This is a genomic window from Gemmobacter megaterium (assembly GCF_900156815.1).
GTDB lineage: Bacteria > Pseudomonadota > Alphaproteobacteria > Rhodobacterales > Rhodobacteraceae > Wagnerdoeblera > Wagnerdoeblera megaterium.
In genome coordinates this window covers 58,874-81,071 of sequence record NZ_FTOT01000002.1, presented here as the reverse complement: position 1 = coordinate 81,071, position 22,198 = coordinate 58,874, and the positions used below count along the sequence as shown (strand labels likewise).

General features: G+C 65.8%; 22 protein-coding genes. 20 read left to right on the top strand and 2 right to left on the bottom strand.

Going from position 1 to position 22,198, the window contains the following annotated elements; translation table 11 throughout:
- Positions 1-9 precede the first annotated feature (9 nt).
- Positions 10-1,056 (top strand): lipoate-protein ligase LplAB, encoded by a 1,047-nt coding sequence (locus tag BW970_RS04825; RefSeq protein ID WP_076529298.1) that lies wholly within the window; start codon positions 10-12, stop codon positions 1,054-1,056.
- A gap of 35 nt (positions 1,057-1,091) precedes the next feature.
- Here BW970_RS04825 and BW970_RS04820 read toward each other — a convergent pair whose 3' ends face one another.
- Positions 1,092-1,535, bottom strand: a complete 444-nt coding sequence (locus tag BW970_RS04820) for an Rrf2 family transcriptional regulator (protein WP_076529297.1) — start codon at positions 1,533-1,535, stop codon at positions 1,092-1,094.
- 254 nt (positions 1,536-1,789) lie between these two features.
- On the opposite strand from BW970_RS04820, the gene BW970_RS04815 reads away from it, so the two are divergent.
- The 13 genes from BW970_RS04815 (at position 1,790) to BW970_RS04755 (ending at position 14,680) form a co-directional block, all read left to right on the top strand.
- Entirely contained in the window at positions 1,790-3,388 is a 1,599-nt protein-coding gene (locus BW970_RS04815) for a GMC family oxidoreductase (protein ID WP_076529296.1), read from the top strand.
- Positions 3,389-3,682: 294 nt separating this feature from the next.
- Positions 3,683-4,642 (top strand): VOC family protein, encoded by a 960-nt coding sequence (locus BW970_RS04810; RefSeq protein ID WP_076529295.1) that lies wholly within the window; start codon positions 3,683-3,685, stop codon positions 4,640-4,642.
- On the top strand, positions 4,642-5,298 hold the full coding sequence (locus tag BW970_RS04805) for an alpha/beta hydrolase (RefSeq protein ID WP_200799273.1): 657 nt from the start codon (positions 4,642-4,644) through the stop codon (positions 5,296-5,298). Before BW970_RS04810 ends, BW970_RS04805 begins: the two co-directional genes overlap by 1 nt.
- Entirely contained in the window at positions 5,295-6,359 is a 1,065-nt protein-coding gene (locus tag BW970_RS04800; protein ID WP_076529294.1) for a maleylacetate reductase, read from the top strand. Before BW970_RS04805 ends, BW970_RS04800 begins: the two co-directional genes overlap by 4 nt.
- 21 nt (positions 6,360-6,380) lie before the next feature.
- Positions 6,381-7,652 (top strand): ABC transporter substrate-binding protein, encoded by a 1,272-nt coding sequence (locus BW970_RS04795; protein ID WP_076529293.1) that lies wholly within the window; start codon positions 6,381-6,383, stop codon positions 7,650-7,652.
- 57 nt (positions 7,653-7,709) lie between these two features.
- Positions 7,710-8,429, top strand: coding sequence for an ABC transporter ATP-binding protein (locus tag BW970_RS04790; protein WP_076529292.1), 720 nt, complete (start codon positions 7,710-7,712; stop codon positions 8,427-8,429).
- Entirely contained in the window at positions 8,426-9,133 is a 708-nt protein-coding gene (locus tag BW970_RS04785) for an ABC transporter ATP-binding protein (protein ID WP_076530114.1), read from the top strand. Before BW970_RS04790 ends, BW970_RS04785 begins: the two co-directional genes overlap by 4 nt.
- Positions 9,130-9,993, top strand: a complete 864-nt coding sequence (locus BW970_RS04780) for a branched-chain amino acid ABC transporter permease (RefSeq protein ID WP_076529291.1) — start codon at positions 9,130-9,132, stop codon at positions 9,991-9,993. Before BW970_RS04785 ends, BW970_RS04780 begins: the two co-directional genes overlap by 4 nt.
- Positions 9,994-10,003: 10 nt before the next feature.
- Positions 10,004-11,071: a branched-chain amino acid ABC transporter permease gene (locus BW970_RS04775; RefSeq protein WP_076529290.1), complete on the top strand. Its 1,068-nt coding sequence runs from the start codon at positions 10,004-10,006 to the stop codon at positions 11,069-11,071.
- A 307-nt stretch (positions 11,072-11,378) separates the two neighbouring features.
- Positions 11,379-12,167: an alpha/beta fold hydrolase gene (locus tag BW970_RS04770; RefSeq protein WP_076529289.1), complete on the top strand. Its 789-nt coding sequence runs from the start codon at positions 11,379-11,381 to the stop codon at positions 12,165-12,167.
- A gap of 24 nt (positions 12,168-12,191) precedes the next feature.
- Positions 12,192-13,418 carry an acyl-CoA dehydrogenase family protein gene (locus BW970_RS04765; protein WP_076529288.1) on the top strand — a complete coding sequence of 409 codons (1,227 nt, stop codon included), beginning with the start codon at positions 12,192-12,194 and terminating at the stop codon, positions 13,416-13,418.
- Positions 13,419-13,509: 91 nt separating this feature from the next.
- The gene (locus tag BW970_RS04760) at positions 13,510-14,346 is read left to right on the top strand and encodes an intradiol ring-cleavage dioxygenase (RefSeq protein WP_076530112.1); all 837 of its coding nucleotides are present in this window, start codon (positions 13,510-13,512) and stop codon (positions 14,344-14,346) included.
- Position 14,347: 1 nt separating this feature from the next.
- A complete protein-coding gene (locus BW970_RS04755; RefSeq protein WP_076529287.1) occupies positions 14,348-14,680 on the top strand; it encodes a hypothetical protein in 333 nt (110 codons plus the stop codon).
- A gap of 3 nt (positions 14,681-14,683) precedes the next feature.
- Here the strand turns inward: BW970_RS04755 and BW970_RS04750 are convergent, their stop codons facing one another.
- Positions 14,684-15,634 carry a LysR family transcriptional regulator gene (locus tag BW970_RS04750; protein ID WP_076529286.1) on the bottom strand — a complete coding sequence of 317 codons (951 nt, stop codon included), beginning with the start codon at positions 15,632-15,634 and terminating at the stop codon, positions 14,684-14,686.
- Positions 15,635-15,812: 178 nt separating this feature from the next.
- Between BW970_RS04750 and BW970_RS04745 the strand changes: the two genes are divergently transcribed.
- The 6 genes from BW970_RS04745 to BW970_RS04720 all read left to right on the top strand — a co-directional run bounded on the left by BW970_RS04745 (position 15,813) and on the right by BW970_RS04720 (position 22,192).
- Entirely contained in the window at positions 15,813-17,570 is a 1,758-nt protein-coding gene (locus tag BW970_RS04745) for an FAD-dependent oxidoreductase (protein WP_076529285.1), read from the top strand.
- Positions 17,571-17,653: 83 nt separating this feature from the next.
- A complete protein-coding gene (locus tag BW970_RS04740; protein ID WP_076529284.1) occupies positions 17,654-18,874 on the top strand; it encodes an amino acid ABC transporter substrate-binding protein in 1,221 nt (406 codons plus the stop codon).
- 58 nt (positions 18,875-18,932) lie between these two features.
- Positions 18,933-19,805: a branched-chain amino acid ABC transporter permease gene (locus tag BW970_RS04735; RefSeq protein ID WP_076529283.1), complete on the top strand. Its 873-nt coding sequence runs from the start codon at positions 18,933-18,935 to the stop codon at positions 19,803-19,805.
- The gene (locus tag BW970_RS04730) at positions 19,802-20,761 is read left to right on the top strand and encodes a branched-chain amino acid ABC transporter permease (protein ID WP_076529282.1); all 960 of its coding nucleotides are present in this window, start codon (positions 19,802-19,804) and stop codon (positions 20,759-20,761) included. The genes BW970_RS04735 and BW970_RS04730 overlap by 4 nt, the downstream gene beginning before the upstream one ends.
- On the top strand, positions 20,758-21,492 hold the full coding sequence (locus tag BW970_RS04725; RefSeq protein WP_076529281.1) for an ABC transporter ATP-binding protein: 735 nt from the start codon (positions 20,758-20,760) through the stop codon (positions 21,490-21,492). The genes BW970_RS04730 and BW970_RS04725 overlap by 4 nt, the downstream gene beginning before the upstream one ends.
- Positions 21,485-22,192 carry an ABC transporter ATP-binding protein gene (locus BW970_RS04720; RefSeq protein WP_076529280.1) on the top strand — a complete coding sequence of 236 codons (708 nt, stop codon included), beginning with the start codon at positions 21,485-21,487 and terminating at the stop codon, positions 22,190-22,192. The genes BW970_RS04725 and BW970_RS04720 overlap by 8 nt, the downstream gene beginning before the upstream one ends.
- Positions 22,193-22,198: the final 6 nt, after the last annotated feature.

The window sequence follows — 22,198 nt, the reverse complement described above, 5'->3', positions numbered from 1 at the left end:
GGGCGGGCGATGCACGGCGAATACAAGGTCATCGGGGGCAAGCTGGTGGTGGCGAATCTGGATCTGCGCGACGGGCGGCTGGCCAATGTGCGGATTTCGGGCGATTTCTTTCTTGAGCCTGACGAGGCGCTGGGTGACATCATCGCCGCGCTGGAGGGGCTGGAGGCGACGACCGACGCCGCCGGAATGGCCGCCGCGATCCGCCGGGGCCTGCGTCCCGATGCGATGCTGATGGGATTCTCGCCCGAGGCCGTCGCCATTGCGGTGCGCCGCGCGCTTGGCACGGCGCGCGGCTGGCGCGACTACGAATGGACCCTGCTGGACGGCATCCAGTCGCCTGCGATGCATCTTGCGCTGGACGAGGTTCTTGCGCGCGAGGTGGCGGCGGGCCGCCGTGGCCCGACCCTGCGGTTCTGGCAATGGGACCGCCCCGCCATCATCATCGGCAATTTCCAGTCGGTGCAGAACGAGGTCGATCTGGCGGCCTGCGCCCGTCTGGGGGTGCAGGTGGTGCGGCGGGTCACCGGAGGCGGGGCGATGTTCGTTGAGCCGGGATCGACGATCACCTGGTCGCTATACGCGCCTGCCGATCTGGTGGCCGACATGGATTTTGGCGCGTCCTATGCGTTTCTGGACGCCTGGGCGTTGCAGGCGCTGAACGACATGGGGATTGATGCGGTCTACAAGCCCTTGAACGACATCGCCAGTTCCAGGGGCAAGATCGGTGGTGCCGCCCAGAAACGCTATGCCGGCGGGGCGGTGCTGCACCATGTCACGATGGCCTATGACATGGATGCCGACAAGATGATGCAGGTGCTGCGCATCGGGCGGGAAAAGCTGTCGGACAAGGGCATCGCCAGCGCCGCCAAACGGGTGGATCCGGTGCGCAGCCAGACGGGGCTGGAACGGGCCGAGGTGATGGCGCGCATGAAGGCGACCTTCATCGCGTTGAACGGTGGGCAGGACGGTGCCCTGACGCCCGAGGAACGGACCAGCGCCGAGACCCTTGCGCAAGAGAAGTTTTCCTCCGAGGCATGGCTGCATCGCCTGCCATGACAGCAGGGCGGCCCCGCCCGGTCAGGGTCGCCTGGTCAATACCGCAGGTCGCGGAGCACCTGCCATCGCCGCTCGACATCCTGTTCGATGTCGGACAGCCGGATCTGACCGAACCGTTGGCGCAAGGCTGCCGCCGCCTCGGATACGGTGGTCTCGATCGTGGCATTCACCGCCTGTTCCACCAGACATTGCGGCGCCGGGTTGGAAAAGCCGAAGGCGAACAGGTCGGGTTCATCCAGCGAGCGGTAGACATCCATCAGCGTGATCTGGTCGGTGGGCCGCACCAGACGCCAGCCGCCGCCATGGCCACGCTCTGCCGCGACATAGCCCGCATTGCGCAGCCCGGCCATGATGCGCCGCACCACCACGGCATTGGAGCCCAGCATCTGCGCGATCTGCTCCGAGGTCATGGGCGCCTCGGTCTGGGCCATGTGCAGCAGAACATGGAGCAGGCGGGAAAGGCGGGTATCCTGACGCATCGGGGCCTCGTGCCATGGGCTGCAACCGTTCGGGCCAGATGACATCCGCAGATGGCCTCTGGCAAGGGGCGGGGTGCCGCCGGTTTGGCATAGGTGGCGGGCGGGGGGCGGGCCGCCCTTGCGCAGTCTGGGTCAACGGTGGCGCAAAAACAATCGGCCGCGCCGCCTTGCGCCCGATCCGCGTTCGCGGCACCTTGCCGCCAACGCCCCGGCAAGGTGGCGATGGGCATGTTCAGACAGGGCGGGGGAACGGGATGGACGGGTTCGATTATGTGATCATCGGCGCGGGCAGTGCGGGATGTGTGCTGGCCAACCGGCTGTCGGCCGATCCGCGCAACCGCGTGCTGCTGCTGGAGGCGGGCGGGCGCGACAATTACCACTGGATCCACATTCCCGTCGGCTACCTGTATTGCATCGGCAATCCGCGCACGGACTGGGGCTTTCGCACCGAGGCAGAACCGGGCCTGAACGGGCGCGATCTGCTGTATCCGCGCGGGCGGGTTCTGGGGGGCTGTTCGTCGATCAACGGCATGATCTACATGCGTGGCCAGGCGCAGGATTTCGACGGTTGGCGCCAGATGGGCTGCACCGGCTGGGGCTGGGACGAGGTGCTGCCGCTGTTCCGCGCACAAGAGGATTACCATCTGGGCGCCGATGACCAGCATGGCGCGGGCGGGGAATGGCGGGTGGAAAAGGCACGTCTGCATTGGGATGTGCTGGATGCGTTTCGGGATGCGGCCATTCAGGCCGGAATCCCGCGCAACGACGATTTCAACCGTGGCGACAACGAAGGCGTGGGCTATTTCGAGGTCAACCAGCGCCGGGGCATCCGCTGGAACACGGCCAAGGCGTTCCTGCGCCCGGCCAAGGGGCGGGCCAATCTGCTGGTGCTGACCGGCGCCCATGCCGAACGCCTGATCATCGAGGACGGCGAGGTGCAGGGCGTGGTCTATCACCACGACGGCCAGCGCAAAGAGGTGCGCGCGGCGCGCGAAACCATACTGGCGGCGGGGGCCATCGGATCTCCGCAATTGCTGGAACTGTCGGGGGTTGGCCGGGGCGAGGTGCTTCAGGCCGCCGGGATCGCCCCACAGGTCGAGGTGCCGGGGGTCGGCGAAAACCTGCAAGACCATCTGCAACTGCGGCTGGTCTACAAGGTGACGGGCGTGCCCACGCTGAACGAAAAGGCCAGCAGCCTGTGGGGCAAGGCGGCGATCGGGCTGGAATATCTGGTCAACCGCTCTGGTCCCATGGCCATGGCGCCCAGCCAGTTGGGCATCTTTACCCGTTCTGGCCCCGAAAAGGCGACGGCGGATCTGGAATACCATGTCCAGCCGGTCAGCCTGGACAAATTCGGCGACCCGGTTCATCCCTTTCCCGCCATCACCGCCAGCGTGTGTAACCTGCGGCCCGACAGCCGGGGATCTGTGCATGTGAAAACCGCCGATTTCCGCCAGCATCCCGCCATTCGGCCCAACTATCTGGCGACCGAGGCGGATCGGCAGGTTGCGGCCCGGTCCATTCGCCTGACCCGGCAGATTGCCACGCAACCCGCCTTTGCCCGGTTCCACCCCGAGGAATACCGCCCCGGCCCGACCTACGAGACCGAGGCCGATCTGGTGCGCGCGGCGGGCGACATCGGGACCACCATCTTTCATCCCGTAGGCACCTGCCGGATGGGGGCCGATCCCGGTTCGGTCGTCGATCCGCGCTTGCGGTTCCGTGCGCTGGGGCGGCTGCGGGTGGCCGATGCCTCTGTCATGCCGACGATCACCAGCGGCAATACCAACGCGCCCACCCTGATGATCGCGGAAAAGGCCGCACGGATGATCCTGGAGGATGCGCGGGGCTGAACCAACGCCCGGCGCCCCGGCACGGTGCTGCCGGATGCCGCGCAACGGCGAGGCGGCGGGACCGGCGCCAGCGGTTGGGTGCGCTGGTCTGCGGCAGGGTCGCACGAGAATTATATACCTTTAAGATATTTTTATCGGCGCACAACTCATCCCACATTCATCCGCAGCGCGACATACTCCCGCCCGGAGGGGGCCTTCGGTGATCGAGGGCTTTGATAGCCCACAGCCCGCGACATGCCCGGCCAGCTTTGCCGGATGCGGCTGTGCGGCCGACAGCTCGGGGAGGGGCACGCCATGTCCAGGATCAACGGCTACCATCATCTGACGATGTCCACCGATGGTGCGCAGGAGGATTTCGATTTTTACACCAAGACGCTGGGCCTGCATTCGGTCAAGCGTACGGTGCTGTTCGACGGGGTGATCCCGGTGTATCACCTGTATTATGGCTCGCCCGACGGGGATGCCTCGACGATCATCACCACATTTCCGTTCCGCAAGCCTGGTGTCTACGGGCGGCGCGGGACCAACCAGTCGCGCACGATCATGCAGGCGATACCGATGGGCGCGGCCGATTTCTGGGTGGACCGGCTGAACGCGCGCGGTATCGCCGCGCAGAAGATTACCCGCTTCGGGGCTGATCGGGTGGCCTTTGCCCATCCCTGTGGCATTCCGCATGAACTGGTCGAAAGCGACAGCGACCCGCGCGCGCCGATCGTGAATGCCGGTCAGGGCATTGGTGCCGCGCATGGAATCAAAGGCATCTACGGCGCGCTGGTCGCCTGTTTCGATCGCACGGCGATGGACGATTTCATGACCATCGCCCTGCCGCTGAGCAAGGAGGCCGACTCGCACGAAGGGACCGTCTATCGCGTGCCCGATGCCTCGGGCGTGATCCAGCGGGTCGAGGTGATCGACGACCGCAGCAGTCCGCAGGGCACCTGGACGCTGTCCGGCGGCACCATTCACCATCTTGCGCTGAACACCGGCGACGAGGACAGCCAGCTGGCACTGCGCGCCCATATCGAGGGCCTGGGCTTTACCGATATTTCCGAACAGAAGGACCGCAACTACTTCAAATCCTGCTATGTCCGCAGCCCTGGCGGGGCGCTGTTCGAACTGGCCTGGACCACGCCCGAAGGCTGGGCCAAGGACGAACCGCCGGGCCAGATCGGCAAGACGCTGGTGTTTCCGCCGTGGTTCAAGGACCGCGAGGCGGAATTGCGCGAAGGCCTGGAAGCGGCGGATTTCACCTGATGGCCATGCCGGGGGCGTTGCGTTGCGGGGCGCGCGGGGGCGATGTGCGGGCGCTGTGCGTCTTCGTGCATGGCCGTGGCCAGTCGCCCGAGATGATGGAAACCGATGTGGTGGACCGGCTGGGCGCGGCGCATGTGGCCTTTCATCTGCCCCGCGCGCCGCGCGGGTCGTGGTATGACGCAAGGGCCGTCGATCCGCTGGACGATCCGACCCGCGCGCAGTTGTCCGCCGCGCTGGATCATCTGTCGGCCGAGGTGGCGGCGATCCGTGCCGACTATCCCGGCCGGCCCCTTCTGCTTGCGGGGTTTTCGCAAGGCGCCTGTCTGGCGCTGGAATATCTGTGCCGGGGGGATCCGCCGCCTGCCGCAGCGGCCCTGTTGACGGGCTGTCGTGTGGGCACCGCCGCCTGTGTGCGGCCCGACCGCGCCCCGCAGGGCTTGCCGGTCTATCTGACCGGCGGCGACGATGACCCCTGGATCCCCGTCGGGGCCTGGGCCGAGGCGGCGCTGGCGCTGGGACGGCGCGGGGGGGCGCTGCGGGCCGATCTGTTCCCCGGTCGGGGCCACGAGGTGGCTGTGGCCGAAATCGCCATGCTGCGCGCCATGCTGGCCGATCTGGTGGCTGGCCACGCACCCGCGCTGGAGGCGGCACGATGAAAGAGTCCTTCGTTTTTCCCGGCCTGACCACCAGGGTCGTCTTTGGGCGCGGAACCCTGTCGCAAGCGGGCGCGGAACTGGACCGTATGGGGCATGACCGCGCGCTGGTCCTGTCCACCCCGCAGCAGGAAGCCGATGCGCGGCGGCTGGCCGACAGCCTGGGCGCGCGGGCCGCAGCGGTATTCGCCGGGGCGGCGATGCACACCCCGGTCGAGGTGACGGACTCGGCCCTGGCCGCCTATCGCGACAGCGGCGCCACGGCGGTGATCAGCCTGGGCGGCGGGTCCACGACCGGGCTTGGCAAGGCCATAGCGGTGCGGACCGGCGCAGATCAACTGGTGATCCCCACGTCTTACGCCGGTTCCGAGATGACAGACATCCTGGGCGAGACCGCGAACGGCGAAAAGACCACGCGCCGGTCCCCCGATATCCGGCCTGAAACGGTGATCTATGATGTGGACCTGACGCTGACCCTGCCGGTGGGGTTGACGGTGACATCGGCGATGAACGCCATCGCCCATGCGATGGAGGCGTTCTATGCCCCCGATCGCAACCCGGTGATAGAGTTGATGTGCCGCGATGCCATGGCACGGTTCGCCACGGCGCTGCCGCGCCTGATCGCCGATCCGCAGGATGCACAGGCGCGTGGTCTGGCGCTGTATGCCGCCTGGTGCTGTTCGACCGCGCTTGGCCATGTCTCGATGGCGCTGCACCACAAGCTGGCGCATGTGCTGGGCGGGTCGTTCAACACACCCCATGCCGAAACGCATTCCATTCTGTTGCCCTATACCACGGCCTTCAATGAAGATGCCGTGCCAGAGGCGCTGGCCCCGATTGCCGATGCCTTTGGCGGCGGGTCGGCGGGGGGCGGCCTGTGGGATTTTGCGCGCCGCGTCTCTGCCCCCGAAAGCCTGAAGGATCTGGGCCTGACCGAGGCCGATCTGGACCGCGCCGCCGCGCTGGCGGTGAAAAACCGCTATCCGAACCCCCGACCCTTTGATCAGGCCGGGATCCGCCATCTGCTGCAGGCCGCCTGGGAGGGGCGCCGCCCTGGCAGTTGAACCATCCAAGGGAGGACGACCATGCTGACCAGACGCAGTTTTCTAGGGACTTCGGCCGCCGGTGTTTCGCTTGCAGCTTCGGGGCTTGCGGCGCCAGCCCTTGCACAGGGGCGCAAGATCAGGCTGGGCTATGTCTCGCCGCAGACCGGGCCGCTGGCGGGGTTTGCCGAAAGCGATGCCTACAATATCGCGCGGTTTCTGGCGACCGATGCCGGGCGGAACTTTGACGTCATCGTCAAGGACAGCCAGTCCAACCCGACGCGCGCAGCCGAGGTGGCCAAGGATCTGATCATTTCGGACGGCATCGACCTGATGCTTGTCGCCTCGACGCCCGAGAACACCAATCCGGTCGCCACCACCTGCGAGGCCGAGGGCGTGCCCTGTATTTCCACCAAGGCGCCCTGGCAGCCCTGGTTCATCGGCCAGCAGGGCAACCCCGGCAACCCCGAAAGTTGGCGCCCCTTTGACTTTGCGTTCCACTATTTCTGGGGGCTGGAAGATGTGATCGCGGTGTTCACCAACATGTGGGCACAACTGGGCACCAACCGACAGGTCGGCGGGCTGTTTCCCAACGATGCCGATGGCAATGCCTGGGGCGACCCCGACAATGGCCTGCGCCCCGGTCTGGCGGCGGCGGGGTTCACCCTGTCCGATCCGGGCCGCTATCAGAATCTCAGCGATGATTTCACCGCCCAGATCAATGCCTTCCGTGCTGCCGATGCTCAGATCGTCACCGGCGTGGTCATTCCGCCGGACTTTACCACCTTCTGGAACCAGTCGCGCCAGCAGGGGTTCCGCCCCAAGGCGGTGACAGTGGCCAAGGCGCTGCTGTTCCCGCAGTCGGTGGAAACCCTGGGCGAGGCCGGGCACAACCTGTCGTCCGAGGTCTGGTGGTCGCCCAATCACCCGTTCGCCTCCTCGTTGACCGGGCAGGACGCCCGTGCGCTGGCCGAGGATTTCACCCGCGAAACCGGGCGCCCCTGGACCCAGCCCATCGGTTTCATCCATTCCTTGTTCGAGATTGCGGCCGATGTGATGGGCCGCGTCGATGCGCCCGAAGATGCCGACAAGGTGGCTGCGGCGATTGCCGCGACCCGCCTGGACACCATGGTCGGCCGCATCGCCTGGGATGGCGCGGGCGTGCCGCCGTTTGCCGCGCAGAACGTGTGCAAGACCCCGCTGGTCGGTGGGCAGTGGCGCCGCCAGGCAGATGGCGGATTCGATCTGGTGATTGTCGATAACCAGACCGCTCCGGCGATCCCCGCAGGCGGCACGATGGAGGCTTTGGCCTGAGCGCCGGGGGCGGCCCCGGCGACCGCCCCCGATGATCCAGCCAGAGGGGAGCGCGCGATGATCCTGGAGCTTGAGTCGGTGTCCAAATCCTACGGGGCGCTCAAGGTGACTGATGCGGTCAGCTTGCAGGTGCCGCGCGGGCAGGCGCTGGGGATCATCGGCCCGAATGGCGCGGGCAAATCGACGCTGTTCAACCTGATCACCGGCAATGTCCTGCCCGATGCCGGGCGTATCGGCTTTCTGGGCCGTGATGTGACGGGCCTGCCTGCCATGGCGCGGGTCCGCATGGGGGTTGGGCGCAGTTTTCAGATCCCCCAGCCGTTCGAGGGGCTGACGGTGTTCGAAAATCTGCTGACGGCGGCCAGCTTTGGCGGGGCAGGGGCGCCGCGCGACCAGATGGCGCAGGATTGCGCCGAAATCCTGCGCCGCACCGGAATGTTGCCCAGGGCCAACCGGCTGGCCGGAAGCCTGAGCCTGCTGGACCGCAAGCGGCTGGAACTGGCCCGCGCGATGGCGACGGCGCCAGAGCTGCTGTTGCTGGATGAGATCGCCGGGGGCCTGACCGAGGCCGAATGCCGCAGTCTGGTGGACACCATCCGCGAGATTCACGCAGGCGGCACCACGATCATCTGGATCGAGCATGTGCTGCACGCGCTCAATTCGGTGGTCGAGAGGCTGGCGGTGCTGGATTTCGGCCGGTTGATCGGCGTGGGCGCGCCGGAGGAGATCATGGCCTCGCGCGAGGTGCGCGAGATCTATCTGGGGATCGACATCTGATGCTGTTGCAGACCTGCGGACTTCACGCCGGATATGACCGTTTCAAGGCGCTGTTCGGTGTGGATATTGCCGTGGAACCCGGTGAATGCGTGGCGATCATCGGGGCGAACGGGGCCGGAAAATCCACGCTGATGCGCGCCATTTCCGGTGTGCTGCGCAGCGCGCCCGACATGGTCCTGCATCGGGGCGTGCCCATCGGCCATCTGCCCGCACCGCAGGTCATGCAGCGCGGTATTGCCATGGTGCCCGAGGGACGGCGGCTGTTTCCCTCGCTTTCCGTCGAAGAAAACCTGCTGATCGGTGCACAGATGCGCCGAGGAACCGGCCCCTGGGCGCTGGAAAGCGTCTATGAACTGTTCCCCATCCTGCGCGAGCGGCGCGCCAGCCCCGGAACCGCCCTGTCAGGTGGCCAGCAGCAGATGGTTGCCATCGGACGGGCGCTGATGTCGAACCCCGACCTGCTGCTGTGCGACGAAATCAGCCTGGGCCTGGCGCCCGTGGTGATCCGCGACATCTATGCCGCCCTGCCACGCATCCGCGCGACAGGCGCTGCGGTGGTGGTGGTCGAGCAGGACATCACCCAGGCGCTGACGGTGGCCGATCGGGTCTATTGCCTGATGGAAGGGCGCGTCACCCTGACCGGACGCCCCGGCGATCTGAGCCGGGCGGCGATTCATGATGCCTATTTCGGAGGTCACGCATGATCTGGCTGGATACGATTGCCCAGGGGATCCTGCTGGGCGGGCTGTATGCGCTGTTCGCCACTGGCCTCAGTCTTGTGTTCGGCATCATGCGGCTGGTCAATCTGGCGCATGGCGATCTGATCGTGCTGGCGGCCTATCTGATCCTGCTGGTCGTCACCCTGCTGGGCCTGTCGCCCTGGCTGGCGGTGCTGGTGGCGGCGCCGGTGATGTTCGGCCTGGGCTGGATGCTGCAACGCTGGGTGCTGAACCGGGTGCTTGGCCCCGATATCCTGCCGCCGCTGCTGGTGACGTTCGGCCTGTCCATTGCGCTTCAGAACGCGCTGCTCGAAGGATTTTCCGCCGACAGCCGCCGTATTCCCAACCCCGCGCTCGAAGGAGCCTCGGTCGCGGTCGGGCCGCTGAACCTGGGCGTGATGCCGCTGTTGACCTTTGGGTCGGCGGTGGCGGTGATCCTGGTGCTGAACCGCATCATCTATGCCACGCCGCTGGGCCGGGCGTTCCGCGCCACCTCTGACGATCCGGTGACGGCAGGGCTGATGGGGATCGACCCGAGGCGGATCTTTGCCCTGGCCACCGGGCTGGCGATGGTGGTGGTGACGATTGCCGCGCTGTATCTGGGAACGCGGGCGAATTTCGATCCGGCCATTGGCCCGGCGCGGCTGATCTATGCGTTTCAGGCCGTGATCATCGGCGGTCTGGGCAGCCTGTGGGGCACGCTGATCGGCGGGGTGATCCTCGGGGTCGCCCAGACGACGGGCGCGGCCCTCAACCCGGAATGGCAAATCCTTGCCGGGCATATCGCCTTTCTGGCGGTGTTGCTGATTCGGCCGCGCGGGCTGTTTCCGCGCGCCAACGACTAGGGCAGGGCAGATGACACCGACGCATTGGCGCATGACAACCCTGACCCGTGCCGGCCTTGTGACGGGGGGGCTGGCGCTGGCGCTGATCGTGCTGGGGCTGGTGCTGCCTGCCTTTGCCTCGCGCAAGCTGATCCAGGACCTGTTCTACATCCTGACGATGCTGACGCTGGCGCAGCTTTGGAACCTGCTGGCGGGCTATGGCGGGCTGGTCTCTGTGGGGCAGCAGGCCTTTGTCGGCATCGGCGCCTATGCGCTGTTCGGCGGGGTGATCCTGGCGGGCATGGACCCGCTGCTGGCGCTGCTGCTGGGCGGGCTGGCGGCGCTGGTGCTGGCGGTGCCGATGGCGTTCTTTGCCTTTCGCCTGCATGGTGCCTATTTCGCCATCGGCACCTGGGTGATGGCCGAGGTGGCGCGGCTGTCCATCGCCCAGTGGAAGGCCCTGGGCGGTGGCACCGGCACATCGCTGCCCCGCGATGCGACCAGCGGCATGAAGGTGCTGGACTGGATCGGGGCGCTGTTCGGGGTGCGGGCGGCGGCGGCGCGCGACATCCTGGCCTATTGGCTGGCATTGATGCTGGCGGTGGCGGTGATCGGCGGTATCTACTGGCTGTTGCGCAACCGGCTGGGGCTGGGGCTGATCGCGGTGCGCGACAATATCGAGGCGGCGCGCTCGGTCGGTGTCGATGTGCGGCGGATGAAATGGGCAGTGTTCCTGCTGGCCTCTGCCGCGACGGGGGTAACGGGCGCGCTGATCTTCCTGCAAACCGCGCGCATCTCGCCCGATGCTGCCTTCGCGCTGACGGACTGGACGGCCTATGTCATCTTCATCGTGGTGATCGGCGGGATCGGCACCATCGAAGGGCCCATCCTGGGCGTGCTGGTGTTCTTTGCCCTGCGGTCGCTGCTGGCGGATTATGGCAGTTGGTATCTGCTGACGCTTGGGGTCATTGCCATTGTCGTCATGCTGTTTGCGCCGCGCGGGCTGTGGGGCCTGATCTCGGATCGGACCGGGGTGCAGTTGTTTCCCGTGCGCCGCTGGCTGCATGGGCCGGGCGTCGGAGAGGAGACCTCGCGTTGATCCGGGCCATATGGCGGCTTGCAGGCGATACTGCCGTGCCCTGGGCTGGAAAACATAACGCATCGCTATATAGAACCGGAGTTTGCGCATTTGACTTGTCCGCGCAACACCCCCGATAGTGGACCCGTAGCGCGACCGGAGAGGAGCCGGGCGCGGATGTTTTCCAGGTTTGATCCGCACTCTGGCCCCTGTCCGGGGCCGGGACGAGGGCATGTGCATGTCATCGGCGGTCCCGGCATGGGAACATTCAGGCGGGACACGGCGGCAGGCTGGCCCACAGGGCAAGGCCCCGGCAAAGGAGGATGACATGGCGGTGGATTTCGAAACGTTGACCTACGACATCGGCGGCGTGCAGACGGTTGTGAAGGCGATCGGCACGGGCAAGCCGGTGATCTTTCTGCATGGCGCCGCCACGCTGGAGGGGTTCGATTTTGCCGCCGGGCTGGCAGACCGCTTTCGCGTGCTGTGTCCCAGCCATCCCGGCATGGGCCATTCCGGCGATGCGCCCCATGTCGCCGACATGCGCGACATGCTGGTCCATTATCTGAACCTGCTGGATGCGCTGGATCTGGCGGAAAAGCCCCATCTGATCGGGTTTTCCATGGGCGGCTGGATGGCCACCGAACTGGCGGCCATTGCCCGCGACCGCTTTGACAAGGTGGTGCTGATGGCGCCTGCGGGGCTGAACGATCCGGCGCATCCGGCGGCCGATCTGGGCGCCATCGCCCCGCAGGATCTGCCTGGCTATCTGGCCCATGATGTGGCGGTGGCGCTGCGCTATTTCCCCGATGGCAGCGATCCGGCCGCCGCCGAGGCGTTTGGCGCCGCCCGCGGACGCGAGGGGGACATGGTCGGGCGTCTGTGCGCGCATCACGGGATGGGCCACCCCAACCTGCGCCGGTTTCTGGCGCGCATCACCAATCCCGCGCTGGTCGTCTGGGGCACCGAGGACCGGCTGCTGCCTGCCGCGCAGGCGCCGCTGTGGGTCGCGGCGCTGCCCGATGCACGGCTGCATCTGGTCGAGGGGGCCGGCCACCTGCTGGCCCAGGAACGCCCCGAGACCATGACCGCCATCGGCGATTTCCTCGCCGCCTGACGCCTTTCCCGAGGAGGAGACATCATGAACAAGCCGCTGCGCCATTCGTACTGGGGCCAGACATCCGATCACCGCGACCTGCTCAAGCGCATTGCCGAGATCGGCCCCCTGCTGGAAAAGAACGCCGATGCCGATGATGCCGCCGGAGAGCTGACGCCCGAAAGTTTCAAGGCGCTGGAACCCTTGCGCATGTCGCATGTCCTGGTGCCCGAGGCGTTGGGCGGAATGCAGTTGCCGCCCCGTGCCGCGCTGGAACTGGTCGAGGCGATCACCTGGTATTCTGGTTCGGCCGGGTGGGTGTCGATGGTGCACGCCGCTATCGGCGCCATGTCGGCCGCCTTTCTGCCCGACAGCGCCACGTCGCGTCTGTACAACACCGGCATCGACCAGCGATTTTCCGGGCAGGGCGCGCCGCTTGGCATGGCAAAGAAGGTCGAGGGCGGATACCGCCTGTCGGGCCGCTGGAGCTATGGGTCGGGATTCAGCCATGCCACCTATTCGCACAGCGCCTGCTTTGTCGATGACGGCACCGGCAAACCGGCAATGGATCCCAAGACGGGCGGCCCGTTGATCCTGTGCGTCCATGCGCCGATCCCCGAGCACAAGCCCCTGGGCAACTGGGATGTGCTGGGGCTGAAGGGCACAGGGTCCATCGACTATGCCGCCGAAGATCTGTTCATCCCCGAAGACATGTCCTTTCCCATCGCCACCGCCGAACCCCAGCGCCTGAAAGAGCTGTTCGGTCTGGGCGTCATCGGGTTGGCGGCCTTTGGGCATACCGGCTGGGCCATGGGTGCCGCGCGCCGGATGCTGGACGAGATCGCCGCCTTTGCGCGCACCAAATCGGGCCGCGCCGGGTTGCTGGGCGAAAGCGAGAAGTTCTGGTTCGACTATGGCCGTGCCGAGGCCCGCGTCCGGGCCGCCCGTGCCTTTGTCATGGAGGTCTGGGGCGATATCGAGGCGACCTGCGAACGGGGCGAGGCCGTATCGACCCGCCAGATCACCATGGTGCATCTGGCCAAATCGGAAATCCACGAGGCGGGCGAGGCGGCCTGCAACTTTGCCTATCGTGCGGCGGGCGGGGCGGGCCTGCGCGCGGGAACCATTCAGCGGGTGTTCCGCGACATGATGGTGGCGGTGAACCATTTCACCATCGCACCGTCGATCGTGACCGCTGCGGGCCGCGAAATCGGCGGCGTCTGGAGCGACCGGACCTGGCAATTCTATGATCTGGTCGAAACCAGGAAATGACGGTGCCCACGGCCCTCTGACGTCCTGACTGCGAATGTCCCGGCCCGTGGCGGGCCGGGGCCTTCCTCCCTGCAATACGATGGATGCGACCATGAGCTATTTCACCGAAGCCAATTCCGTTGACACCGTGAACGCGCGCATGGGCGAGAGCACCGACCCCCGCCTGCGCGAGGTCATGACAGGTCTGGTCAAGCACCTGCACGCATTCGCCGTCGAGGTGAACCTGACGCAGGAGGAATGGGAGTATGGCATCGGTTTTCTGACCCGAACCGGCCAGATGTGTTCGGGCGAGCGGCAGGAATTCATTCTGCTGTCGGATGTTCTGGGTATGTCGATGCTGGTCGATGCCATCAACAACCGCCGCCCCGAAGGGGCAACCGAAAACACCGTCTTTGGTCCGTTCCACGTTGCCGATGCGCCGATCCGCCAGATGGGCGAGACCATATCGCTGGACGGCAAGGGCGAGAGTTGCCTGTTCGAAGGCCGCGTGCTGGATCTGGACGGCGCCCCGATCGAGGGCGCCTGCGTCGATGTCTGGTCCGACAATGCCGATGGCTATTATGACGTCCAGCAACCCGGCATTCAGCCAAAGTGGAACAACCGGGGGCGGTTCTTCACCGGGCCGGATGGCCGTTATGCGTTCCGCGGGATCAAGCCGGTCAGCTATCCCATCCCCGATGACGGCCCGGTGGGGCAGATGCTGGGCCATCTTGGCCGGCATCCCTATCGTCCGGCGCATATGCATTATCTGGTTACGGCGCCGGGGTATCAAAGGCTGGTGACGCATACGTTCGTGGGGGGCGACGATTATCTGGCATCGGATGCGGTGTTCGGGGTCAAGCAATCGCTGATCGCCCCTTATGAGCGGCTGGACGGGGCCGATACCGCCTGGTGCTCGCCGTTTGATTTCGTGCTGGTCAGAGGGTGAGATGCCGAACGTCAAGTTCTTTGTCGATGACACGCATTGCCCTGCCGCGCGCGAGGCCCTGCGCGCCGCGCTGCCATCCTTGCGCGACATGCTGAGCGACCGTCTGGGCATTCCGCAGGCCGCGTGCCAGTTGGCGGTGATCCCGGTGGCGGGAATGGCCGATCAGCCGCCGGTCAATGCCGAGCTGATGCTGTTGCCCGGCAATGCCCGCACGCCCGAGGTGCTGCGCGCGGTCGGCGCAGAGTTGCGCGCGATGGTGCAGGAGGCGGCGGGCCTGCATACGGCCGTGCGCTTTCTGACCATGGATCCCGTGACCTATATCGCGATGAAATAGCCGTCAGCCCCGCCGCCGCGCCACTTGCAGGTCATGGTCAATCCGGTTCTGGAGCCGATGGAACTCACTGGTCAGAAACGCGACGAACGGCTTGAGATTGGCCTTGGGGGGCCGGTCTGTGGCCGTCATCAGGCCCAGTTGGCGGTCGGGATGTTCAATGCGCAGCGGCAGCACGTCCAGTTGCATCGTGCGCCGCGCCAGGAACACCACCGAATAGGGCAGCACCGTCAGCGCATCCGATCCGGTCAGGACCGACAGGATCGACGCCAGAGAACCGCCGGAAAAGCTGACGCGGAAATCCTCGCCCCCGATGGATTTTATCGCGCGTTGCAGGTCGCGGAACAGCGGGCTGTCGGTGGGGGGCGCGATCCAGGTGAAGCTGTCGATATCGGCCAGCGTGATCCCCTTGCGCCGGGTCAGCGGATGGGTTGCGCGGCACGCGATCACATTGTGCCCCGCCAGCAAGGGCACAAAGGTCATTTCGGGCGGCACCTGGCTGGTGTGCAGCGGCAGGATGGCCATGTCGAGCGAGCCGTTGCGCAGCCCCTGGGCCAGCGTGTCCAGATAGCCATAGCTCTGTTCGATCTGGATATCGCCATAGCGGGTCTGGAATTCGGCGATCATGGTCGACACCACGCCATCCATGAAGATCGGCGATCCCCCCACCCGCAGCCGCCCCGCCTGACCTTGCTGGAACCTGCGGATCAACAGGCTGGCTTCCTGGTTGGCATTGCGGATCCGCGTGCCGATGCGCGCAAGGCTATGGCCCAGTTCGGTCGGGCGCAACGGGCGGCGTCCCGGTTCGAACAGCGGGATCCCGATGCGCTGTTCCAGCAGCGCCATGCTGCGCGAGACCGAGGGTTGCGATTTGCCAAGCGCCTCGGCGCCTTCGGTCAGGCCGCCCTTTTCGACGATGACGGCCAGAATCTCCAGGTGTTCGCTGTCTATTTTCATAACGCGGGATCATATTATCCCGTCGTGATCCGATCAATATCCCGCGTTCAAGCGGATACCCTGACCGCGCGGGTTCTGGGAGGAGCCTCACAGGATAGGCCGGCATGTGCGGCGATGTTCGTGATCTGGACATCGCGCCGCCGGGCTGACCAGCAGACCGAGTTGAAAGGAACCCTCGATGGCTGACATCACGACGGATGTGCTTATCATCGGCACCGGCCCTGCCGGTTCGGCGGCGGCGGCGCTTTTGTCCAGCTATGGCATCGCCAATATGGCGGTGAACCGCTATCGCTGGCTGGCCAACACGCCGCGCGCGCATATCACCAACCAGCGTGCGATGGAGGTGCTGCGCGATCTGGGCCGCGAGGTCGAGGACGAGGCGTATATGTTCGCCACCCACCAGGATCTGATGGGCGAGAACATCTTTTGCGAAAGCCTGGCCGGTGAAGAGATCGGCCGGATGAAAGCCTGGGGCAACCATCCGCTCAGCCGCGCCGAACATCTGATGTCGTCGCCGACCAAGATGAACGATCTGCCGCAGACCTATATGGAGCCGCTGCTGTTCAAGACCGCCTGTTCGCGCGGCACACAGGCGCGGATGTCCACCGAATATCTGCGCCACGATCAGGACGAGGATGGCGTCACCACCACCCTGCGCGATCGCCTGACAGGGCAGGAGCTGACGGTGCGGTCGAAATACCTGATCGGCGCCGATGGCGGCAAATCGCTGGTGGCCGAACATGCCGGACTGCCGTTCGAAGGCAAGATGGGCGTGGGCGGCAGCATGAACATCCTGTTCCGGGCCGATCTGTCGCGCTATGTCGCCCACCGCCCCTCGGTGCTGTATTGGGTGATGCAGCCGGGCGCCGATGTGGGCGGGATCGGCATGGGGCTGGTGCGGATGGTGCGGCCCTGGAACGAATGGCTGATCGTCTGGGGCTATGACATCAACGGGCCGGAACCCGAGGTGACGCCCGAATTCGCCACCGGCGTGGCGCGGCAACTGATTGGCGACCCGGATCTGGATATCGAGCTTTTGTCGGCCAATATCTGGACGGTGAACAATTATTACGCCACCCGCACCGCCAATGGCCGGGTGTTCTGCATGGGCGATGCGATCCATCGCCATCCGCCGTCGAACGGTCTGGGATCCAATACCTCGATCCAGGATGCGTTCAACCTGGCCTGGAAGATGGCCATGGTGCTCAAGGGGCAGGCGGGCGGCAGGCTGCTGGACAGCTATGATGCCGAACGCGCGCCCATCGCCAAGCAGATCGTCACCCGCGCGAACCAGTCGATCGGTGAAACCGGCCCGATCTTTGCCGCACTTGGCATGGCCGAGGGGGTGGACCCCGAACAGATGCAGAAGAACCTTCAGGCCCGCACCGGCGGCACCCCCGAGGCCGAGGCGCAGCGCGAGGCGATCCGGAAGGCCATTGCGTTCAAGAAATACGAATTCGATGCCCATGGTGTCGAGATGAACCAGCGGTATCGGTCGGCGGCCATTGTCAGCGATGGCCAGATCGAACCCGATTTCCAACTGGATGCCGATCTGTTCTATCAACCCACCACTTGGCCCGGCGCCCGTCTGCCGCATGTCTGGCTGTACCGGCGCGACACCGGGGCCGAGGTGTCGACCCTGGATCTGTGCGGGCACGGGCGGTTCAGCCTGCTGACCGGGTTGGGTGGCGAGGGCTGGGTGACGGCGGCGCGCGATGTGGCGGCAGAAATGGGGATTGATCTTGTCACCCATCTTGTCGGGCCGCGTCAGCCCTATGTGGACCATTCCGGCGACTGGGCGCGCGCCTCGGAGATCCGCGACAGCGGCTGCCTGCTGGTGCGCCCGGACCATCACGTCTGCTGGCGTGCGCCGGTGCTGACGGACGATCCCGCCGCCGATCTGCGACGGGTGCTGCATCAGGTGCTGGCCCGCTAGGCCCGCGCCCTTCGGCCGGTGCGGCGGGAAGAGGAGCCCGGCCGCACCTTTCAGGCGACCAAACGATCTTCAGGGAGGAAGACATGACTTTCACCAGACGAACCGCCATGGCCTCGTTGGCCGGTATCGGGCTGATGGGGGGGCTGGGACTGGCCCCCGCCCAGGCCAAGGATGCCACGACGCCGGTCAAAATCGGCTATGCCATCTCGCTGACCGGGCCGAATGCCGGCGGGGCGGGCACAACCATCCTGCCCAACTATCAGCTTTGGGCCCATGATCTGCGCGAGAAGGGCGGGATCAAGGTGGGCGATGTGATACGCCCCATCGAGATCATCGAATATGATGACCGCTCGAACTCCGAAGAAGCGGTCAAGGCGGTAGAACGGCTGATCACGCAGGACAAGGTGGATATCCTGCTGGCCCCCTGGGGCACGGCGCTGAACCTGGCGGTTGGCCCGCTGTTCGACCGGGCCGGCTATATCCAGGCGACGCCCACCGCGATCACCGACCGCGCGCCCGATCTGATCAAGCGTTGGCCGCGGGCCTTCCTGCTGTCGGGCACTGCGGCATCCTGGGCCGAGCCGGTGGTCGAACTGATGGCCGAGGCACGGGCCGCCGGGCATATCGACGACAATGTCGCCATGGTCTCGGTCGCAGATGCCTTCGGGATCGACCTTGCGGCGGCGGCGCGCAAGGCCTTTGCCGAGGCCGGGTTCAAGCTGACCTATGACCGGACCTATCCGGTGGGCACGCAGGACTTTTCCTCGATCATGGCCGAGGTGCGCGACACCAAGGCGTTTGTCGCCTTCAGCTATCCGCCGGATACCATTGCGATCACCGACAATGCCCAACTGCACAATTTCAGCCCGAACGTCATGTATGTGGGCATCGGCGGCGCGTTTCCGATGTTCCTTGACCGTTTCGGGGCCAGCGCGGATACGCTGCTGACGCATGGGGGCCTCAACCTCGCCGATGAGCGGGTCAAGGGCTATATCGACAAACATGTCGAAGTGACCGGCCGCCGCCCGGACAGCGCGGGATCCATCGTGATGTATGCCGCACTTCAGGCGATGGAACAGGCCATCGAGCGTACCGGCAGCCTCAAGGGCGATGACATTGCGGCAGAACTGAAATCGGGCACCTTCGACACTGTGCTGGGCGAGATCAACCTGGGCTCGCAGATGATGCCGAACATCTTCAAGGCGGGGCAGATCCGCGATGGCTGGGTCGTGGGGCTGGGGCCTGCCGATGCCTCTGGCCGGGGCGATTTCGTCATGCCCAAGGCCCCCTGGCCTGCACGCTGAAACCTGATGCCGGGGCGCCGCCTGATGGCGCCCCGGCACTCCTCGAAGGGAAAATACCATGTTCGTCAACGCAGTGCTGAGCGGTCTGACGCTTGGCGGGGTCTATGCGCTGGTGGCCCTGGGGCTGACGATCCAATATGGCGTGTCGCGCACGATGAACCTTGGCTATGGCGAGTTCCTGATCGGGGCCGCCTTTGCCGTGTTCATGCTGTTCGGAACGCTGGGGATCAGCCCCTATCTGCTGGCCATCGTGATCGTGCCTGTGGCCTATGGCCTGTCCTGGCTGGTCTATCGGGTGATGCTGATGCCGATCGTGCGCCGGGCCAGATCGCCCATGGCGCTGGAGATCGACAGCCTGCTGCTGACCTTCGGGTTGCTGTTTGCGATGATGGGCGTGCTCGTGCTGTTCTTCGGCGGCAACTATACCAGCTATTCCTATCTGTCGGTGCCGGTGCATCTGATGGGGGAAACGGTGGCGCTGAACCGGCTGGCCTCGTTCATTGCGGCGGTTCTGGTCGGGGCGCTGGCCTATGGGCTGCTGATGCGCACCCGGACCGGCATGGCGTTGCGCGCCGTGGCGGTCGATCCGGTCGGGGCCCGGCTGGTCGGCATCGACGTGACCTGGGCGGCGGGCCTTGCCTTTGGCCTGGGCGGCGCCATCGCGGCGCTGGGGGGCGTGCTGATCAGCACCTACATGACCTTTACCGCCGAGATGGGCGTGGTCTTTACCATGAAGGCGTTGATCGTCGTGATCATGGCCGGGGTCGGCCATGTGATGGGCGCGCTGATCGCCGGGCTGGCGCTGGGGCTGATCGAGGCCTTTGTGGCGGCCTATCTTGACCCCGGCCTGACCGTGGCGGTGATCTATGCCGTGTTCCTGCTGACGCTGCTGATGCGCCCGTCGGGCATTTTCGGAAAGGCAGCGCGATGATCAGCCGGACCCCCTGGCCCTATGCCCTGATCGTCGCCGTGTTCGGCGCGCTGGCCTTTACGCCCCTTGTCGCCTCCAGCTTTCAACTGGCCTTTGCCATCGGCTGCCTGAATTTCATGGTTCTGGCCACCGCCTGGGGGCTGTTTTCGGGGCCGACACGCTATGTCTCGCTGGCGAGCGTGGTGTTTTTCGGCATCGGCTCCTACACCGTGGCAGTGCTGGGCGAGGCGATGCCCTGGCCTGCGGTGCTGGCGATGGCCGCGCTGATCGGGGGTGCGGTGGCGTTGGTGGTGGGGCTGGCCACGCTGCGCCTGGCTGGCATCTATTTTGTGATCTTCACCTTCGGTCTGTCGGAAATGGTGCGCCAGCTCGTCACCTGGTACGAGGTGAATGTCACCCTGTCGATTGGCCGCTACATCTTTCTCGACATCACCCAGACGCAGATCTTCTGGCAGTTGCTGGCGCTGCTGGCGGTGGTGCTGATCGGGGCGGTCGCGCTGCAACGGTCGCGCCTGGGCTTTGCGCTGCGGGTGATCGGCGGGGACGAGACGATGGCGCGGCATTTCGGCCTGAACCCGACCTTTGCCAAGCTGGCGCTGTTCGTCGCCAGTTCGGTGATCATGTCGCTGGCAGGGGCCATCATGGCGCCGCGCTGGACCTATATCGACCCGGCCATCGCCTTTAACGCCACGCTGTCGTTTCAGGTGGTGATCATGGCACTGCTGGGCGGGATGCACCGCATTTGGGGGCCGCTTCTGGGCGCGCTGCTGATGTCCTTCCTGTTCGAGGCCTTGGGCAGCCGCTTTCCGCAGGCGTTTTCGCTGCTGCTGGGGTTGGTGTTCATCGTCATCGTCTATCTGCTGCCCAACGGCATCGTCGGCCGGATCGAAGAGGCCTTTGCCCGGACCCGCCGCGCGCCGGACACCCCCACCGTTCCAGCCGGAGAGCGCCCATGACCGACCCGATCCTGCGCCTGAACGGCGTGCGCAAGGCCTTTGGCGGGCTGGTGGCGGTGAACGATGTCAGCTTTGATCTGCACCGGGGCGAGATTCTGGGGCTGATCGGGCCCAACGGCTCGGGCAAGACGACGACGATGAACCTGATCTCGGGCGCCTTCGGGATGGACCGGGGCACGATCACGCTGGACGGCGCCGTCATTTCGGGGCTGCCCGCCAACCGGGTGGCGCGCAAGGGGATCGCCCGCACCTTTCAGCTTTTGCGCCTGATCGACGACATGACCGTGACCGAGAATGCCGCCGTCGGCATGGCCTTTCGCCCCGGTCAGCCCTGGAATGCAGAGCTTGTCACCCGCTGCCAGACCTATCTGGAGGTGGTGGGGCTGGCTGACAAGGCCGGGCTGGAAGTGTCCAAGCTGACTTATATCGACCAGAAACGGCTGGAACTGGCCCGTGCCCTGGCGATGGAGCCAAAGGTGCTGTTGCTGGATGAATGGCTGGCCGGGCTGAACGCCACCGAACTGCGCAGCGGGATCGAGATCATCCGCAAGGTGCGCGACATGGGCACCACCATCATCATGGTGGAACATGTCATGTCGGCCATCCATTCGCTGTGCGACCGCTGTGTGGTGATGAACGCCGGGGGCAAGATCGCCGAAGGCACGCCTGCCACCGTGCTGACCGACCCCCATGTCGTCGAAGCCTATCTGGGAGAACCGCATCATGCTTGAGGTTTCGGGGCTGTCCGTCAGCTATGGCAGGCATCTGGCGCTGGAATCCGCCGCGCTGACGGTTGCGGCGGGGGAAATCGTGGTCGTCCTGGGGTCCAACGGGGCCGGGAAATCCACGCTGATCAAGGCATTGTCCGGTCTGGTCGCGCCCCATCCCGGTGCACGGGTGACGCTGGACGGCACGGCGCTGCACAAACTGCCTGCGCATCGTATTGTCGAGGCCGGGCTGGCACTGGTGCCCGAGGGGCGGCATCTGTTCAGCACGCTGAGCGTGGCGGAAAACCTGGCACTTGGCGCGTTCATGCCGCGCACGCGCGCGCAGGCCGAGGCCAGTCTGGAACGGGTGTTCGAAGTGTTCCCCAAGCTCAAGCAGCGGCTTGGCCAGATCGCGGGCACCATGAGCGGGGGCGAGCAACAGATGGTGGCGATTGGTCGGGCGATGATGACCTGCCCCAAGCTGTTGTTGCTGGACGAACCCTCGCTGGGCCTGTCGCCGCTGCTGACGGCGGAACTGTTCCGCGCCTTGCCGCGCATCGCGGCCACCGGGGCGGGGGTGTTGCTGGTGGAACAGAACTCGCACCACAGCCTGGCGATTTCCGACCGGGGCTATCTGCTGGAAAAAGGCGTGATCACGGGGCAGGGCGCCGCGGCGGATCTGCTGAAAAGCGAAGAGGTGCAAAAGGCCTATCTGGGCATGTAGCCGGGG